The 4,976-nt window shown below is 70.9% G+C and carries 4 protein-coding genes; 1 reads left to right on the top strand and 3 read right to left on the bottom strand.

The window, feature by feature from the left end; genetic code table 11:
* A partial coding sequence (locus ABE485_RS30940) for a TonB-dependent siderophore receptor (RefSeq protein ID WP_346519074.1) occupies nucleotides 1–2,237 on the top strand: 2,237 nt, incomplete at its 5' end.
* 43 nt (nucleotides 2,238–2,280) lie between these two features.
* Here ABE485_RS30940 and ABE485_RS30935 read toward each other — a convergent pair.
* The 3 genes from ABE485_RS30935 to ABE485_RS30925 all read right to left on the bottom strand — a co-directional run.
* Complete coding sequence (locus ABE485_RS30935; protein WP_346519073.1) at nucleotides 2,281–3,306, bottom strand: Bug family tripartite tricarboxylate transporter substrate binding protein; 1,026 nt, start codon at nucleotides 3,304–3,306, stop codon at nucleotides 2,281–2,283.
* On the bottom strand, nucleotides 3,255–4,319 hold the full coding sequence (locus tag ABE485_RS30930) for an NADPH:quinone oxidoreductase family protein (RefSeq protein ID WP_346519072.1): 1,065 nt from the start codon (nucleotides 4,317–4,319) through the stop codon (nucleotides 3,255–3,257). The genes ABE485_RS30935 and ABE485_RS30930 overlap by 52 nt, the downstream gene beginning before the upstream one ends.
* The coding region (locus tag ABE485_RS30925; protein ID WP_346519071.1) for a CoA transferase at nucleotides 4,319–4,976 on the bottom strand (658 nt) is incomplete at its 5' end. The genes ABE485_RS30930 and ABE485_RS30925, both read right to left, overlap by 1 nt.

Here is a 4,976-nt window from a genome sequence, read left to right as displayed (position 1 = left end):
CGGCGGGCCTGCAGGGCGCGTGGCCGGTGGAGGAGGGGCTGACCCGCCTGCTGGCGGGCACGCCGCTGGCGGCGCGGCGCGATGGGACCAACGTTTATACGCTGCGGCGGCTGCCCTCGGCGCCGACGGCGCTGCTGCCGGCGGTGCGCGTGGAAGGTGCGGGCGAATCGGCCTACGGGCCGGTGGCGGGCATCGTTGCGCTGCGCAGCGCCACCGGCACCAAGACCGATACGCCCATCCTGGAGATCCCGCAGACGGTCAACGTGGTCACGCGCCACGAGATCGCCTCGCGCGGGGCGCGCAGCATCGTCGAGGCGCTGGCCTACACGCCGGGCGTCTACGCCCCGGGCGGCAGCACCGACCTGCGCTACGACAACATCTACCTGCGCGGCGGCTTCGGCGCGCGCAACAACCTGGACGGCGCGCGGCTGCCCTTCGGGGCCTACAGCTTCGGCATGCTGCAGATCGAGCCCTACGGGCTGGAACGCATCGAGGTGCTCAAGGGGCCGTCGTCGGTGCTTTACGGCCAGAACAACCCCGGCGGCCTGATCAACATGGTGAGCAAGCTGCCCACCGCCACGCCGCGCCGGGAAATCGAACTGCAGACGGGCAGCTATGGCCGCGCGCAGGCCGCGATGGACCTGGGCGGGCCGGTGGACGAGGCCGGGCTGTGGAGCTATCGGCTGGTGGCGTTGGCGCGCGATGCGGCGCAGTCGTCGCGCTACACCGAGGATGATCGCCTCTTCGTCGCGCCCGCGCTGACCTGGCGGCCTTCCGCGGCCACCTCGCTGACCCTCCTGGGCTTCTACCAGAAGGACCACCAGGTGCCGCTGTACGGCAACCTGCCGGCGGCCGGCACGCTGTACTCCAATCCCAACGGCCGCATTCCGCGCGACCGCTTCCCCGGCGAGCCCGGCTGGGACCGCTACGACCGGGAGCAGTATTCGGCAGGCTACCTGTTCACGCACGCGTTCAACGACACCTGGTCCGTCAAGCAGCAATTGCGCTACAGCCACATGAGCGGAGAGGCGCGCACCGCCGTCGGCTACCTCCTCAGCCCCGTGGACATGCGGACGTGGTCGCGCACCATGACGCGCGGGCAGGGCACCGGCGCGACGATGAACGTCGACACCCAGGCCATCGCACGATTCGGCACGGGACCGGTCGGCCATGAGTTCCTGGTCGGCTTCGACTACCTGGACATGCGCGACACGTACAAATTCGCCAACGTCATTGCGGGAGTGCCCGCGCTGGACCTCTTCGATCCGGTCTACGGCAAGCCGCGCCCGGGCCTGCGCGACCTGATTCCGCGCATCGACACCCGCCAGGACACCGAGCAGTCGGGCATCTATGCGCAAGACCAGATCTCCTATGGCGGCTGGCTGCTGACCCTGGGCGGGCGCTACGACATGGCGCGCAGCACCACCCGCAACCTGCTGACCGGAGGCAAGGCAACCCAGGACGATTCGGCGTTCACGGGCCGGGCCGGGCTGACCTACCTGATGGACAACGGGCTGGCGCCCTATGTGGCGTACTCGACGTCGTTCGCGCCCACCGGCGGCACCGATTTCGATTCGAACCCGTTCCGGCCCACCGAGGGCCGCCAGATCGAGGCGGGGCTGAAATACCAGCCGCCCGGCAGCGACAGCCTGGTGACGCTGTCCGCCTACCAGCTGACGCAGGACAACGTCCTGACCAGCGACACCACGCCCGGACGGCCGCCCGGCTTCCAGACCCAGACCGGCCAGATCCGCGCGCGCGGCATCGAACTGGAAGGCAAGGCCAACCTGGCGCGGGGCTGGGACCTGATCGCGTCGTACGCGTACGTGGACGCGGTGGTGACCCGAAGCGCCAATACCGACATCGTCAACGGCGTGCCCGAATCGCGCGAAGGCAAGAAGCAGTACTACGCGCCGGCGCATCAGGCGTCGGCCTGGCTGGGCTACAAGGTCCAGGGCGGCCCGCTGCAGGGCCTGGGGCTGGGGGCGGGCGTGCGGTACGTCGGTTCCGACTGGGGCGACCCGGCCAATACCTTGAGGATTCCGGCCGTCACGCTGTTCGACGCCGCCGTGTCCTACGACTTCGGCCAGATGCAGCCGTCGATGCGCGGGCTGAGCTTGGCGCTGAACGCCAGCAACCTCTTCGACCGCACCTATGTGGGCACCTGCGTGACGGCCACCGCGTGCACGTACGGCGCGGGCCGCCTGGTGCTGGCGACGCTGAAGTACGCGTGGTGAAGGCACCGCGGGCGCGCCATGCGTCCGCGGCCAGCGTTTCCCACTATTGCGGCGTGATGTTTGCCGCCTTGACGATGTCGCGCCACTTTTCCCCTTCCGAGACATTGAATCGTGCGAATGTCGCGGGGTCCGATCCCACCGGCTTGGCGCCCAGGCCTGCGTATTGCGTCACGACGTTGGGCTGCTTGAGCGCCCGCGCGGCATGCTCGGACAGCTTGGCCACGATGTCGGGCGGCGTGCCCTTGGGCGCCCACAGGCCGTACCAGGTGCTGATGTCAAAGCCCGGAAAGCCGGATTCCGCCATGGTCGGCACGTCGGGCAGTTCATCCACCCGCCGCGCGGTCGTGACTGCCACCGCCCGCAGCTTGCCGGACTTGATGAACGGCATCGCCGACGGCATCGAGTCGAACATCAGCTGGATCTGTCCGCCCACCAGGTCGGTCAGCGCGGGCGCGCTGCCCTTGTAGGGCACGTGCTGCATCGGCAGGCCGGACCGCACCTTGAACGATTCCCCGGCGAGCTGCTGCGCCGACGCCGATCCGGCCGAGCCGAAGTTCAAGGGCTGCGTCCTGCCCTGCGCCACCAGGTCCTGGACGGTGCGGACCTTGGAGGTCTCCGGCACCACCAGCACCAGCGGAACGTCCGCCAGCTGGGTGATGGGCACGAAATCCTTGAAGGCGTCATAGCGCATCGACGCATAGATATACGGATTGATGACGTGCAGCGACGCGTTGGCCAGGAAGGTGTAGCCGTCGGGCGCGGCGCGCGCCACCTGGTCGGCGCCGATCATGCCGCTTGCGCCGGGCTTGTTGTCGACCACGATGTTCTGGCCGATGGTCTTGGACATTTCCGCCGCCACCAGGCGCGCCACGATATCGGTCGGGCCGCCCGGCGGATACGGCACGACCATGGTGATGGGCTTGGACGGGAAAGCGGCGTCGGCGGCCGCGGCGGTCAAGGGCGCGCAGGCGAGGCTGGCGGCCAGCGCCGCGGCGCCCAGGTGGACGGCGGGCCGCGCTAGGCGGGGGCGGCGCGATCGGTCGTCGCGCCGGAAGGCGATGGCATGCATGGGTTTGTCTCCGTCGTTATTGTGATCGCCACCTTGCCGACGACTTGTCGGCTTTCCAGGGCGGCGAGTGCTGCGGCAAGACCGGTGATCGGATGGATCGCCGTTACAGCCGGCCGGATCCGCTTGCTGCGGGCCCAGTCGAACAAGGTGGACAGGGTCCGCTGCAGGGCGGGCGCGTGGACGGCGCGTTCGTCCGTCGGCGTCCAGCCGATGTAGCGGCCAAAGAAAAACCCATGCAGGGCAATGTTCTTTACAAGCAGCAGGTTCAGCGGCACATCGGGAACGCGGCCGCTGGCAAAGCCCACCGACACGATCCGCGCATTGGCCGCGGCGGCGCGCACGCTGCGCTCGAAGGCGTCGCCGCCCACCGGGTCCAGCACCACGTCGGCGCCGCGACCCGACGTGGCCGCCTTGACCGCCTGCGCCATGCCGTCATCCGCGGCGAACGCCTGCGCCGCGCCCGCGGCCAGGCCGCCCTGGCGCTTGGCGAGCGTGCTGGCGCAGGCCAGCCCGGCGGCGCCCAGCGACGCAGCGAGTTCAACTGCCGCCAAACCGACACCGGAGCCTGCGCCCAGCACCAGCACCGTCTCGCCGGGCTGCAGCGCGGCGCGCCAGAGCAGGGCGCCCCACGCGGTGCCGTACGAGATGGGGATGGGCAGGGCGTCCAGCAGCGGCAGGTCGTCCGGCACGGGATAGACGGTGTGTTCGGGCAGGGTCAGGCGTTCGGCATAGCAGCCCCAGCGCGACAGGGCCACCACCCTGTCGCCGGGCCTCAGGCGCGTGACGCGCGCGCCGCAGGCGAGGACGCGGCCTGCCGCCTCGGTGCCGGGCACGAAAGGCAGGGGCGGGCGGCTTTGATAGCGCCCCTCGATCAGCAGCTTCGTGGCGTGGCTGACGCTGGCGTAGTCGATGGCGATGGTGACTTCATCGGGGCCGGGCGCGGGGGCGTCGGCAAACTCGCCGGGCAGGACGTCTTCGACCGGCCCATGCTGGCGGCAGATGAGGGCGCGCATCAGCGGACCTCCGCGCTGGCGGCCTGGCGCAGCACGCCCGCGTCCAGCAGGGCCTGGATGTCCGCGGGTGGCACGCCCCATTCCGTCAGCGCCTCCACCGTGTGTTCGCCGATCGCGGGCGCGGCCCGCAGCGGCCTGGGGGCGGCGGCGCCGGGCGCGCGCGCGTAGGGCAGGGGCAGGCCGCCGGGCTGCGCCAGGGGTTCCAGCAGCCCGACGTGGGCGGCCTGCGGATGCGCGGCCAGATCGTCATAGTCGCGTACCCGCGCATGCAGCACGTCTTCGCGCGCCAGCCGCTCCTCCCAGTGGGCGGCGGGTCGCTGCGCCAACTGCGCGGCGATTTCCCGATGCAGGCGATCGCGCTGCGCCATGCGGCCGGCGTTGCTGGCAAGCGCGGGATCCTCCAGCCATTGCGGCCGGTCCAGCGCGCGGCACAGCCGGGCGAACTGATCGTTGTTCAGCGCCAGGACCGACAGGCGCCCGTCGGCGGTGTCGAACACGCCGTTGGGCGCGCTGACCGCGCCTGTTTCCCGCCGGCCCGCCATGCCGTACGCCAGGATGTCGTTCGCCTGCAGGGCGGCGCAGGCCTGGAACAGGCTCAGGCGCACATGCTCGCCGCGGCCGCTGCGCGCGTGCCGGTACAGGGCCGCGCCGGCGGCC

Origin of the sequence: Achromobacter spanius (genome assembly GCF_039673305.1) — a bacterium.
GTDB classification, from domain to species: Bacteria; Pseudomonadota; Gammaproteobacteria; order Burkholderiales; family Burkholderiaceae_B; genus Achromobacter; species Achromobacter spanius_F.
Note: the sequence above shows the minus strand (reverse complement) of the source record. Positions and strands in the feature narration are given on the sequence as shown.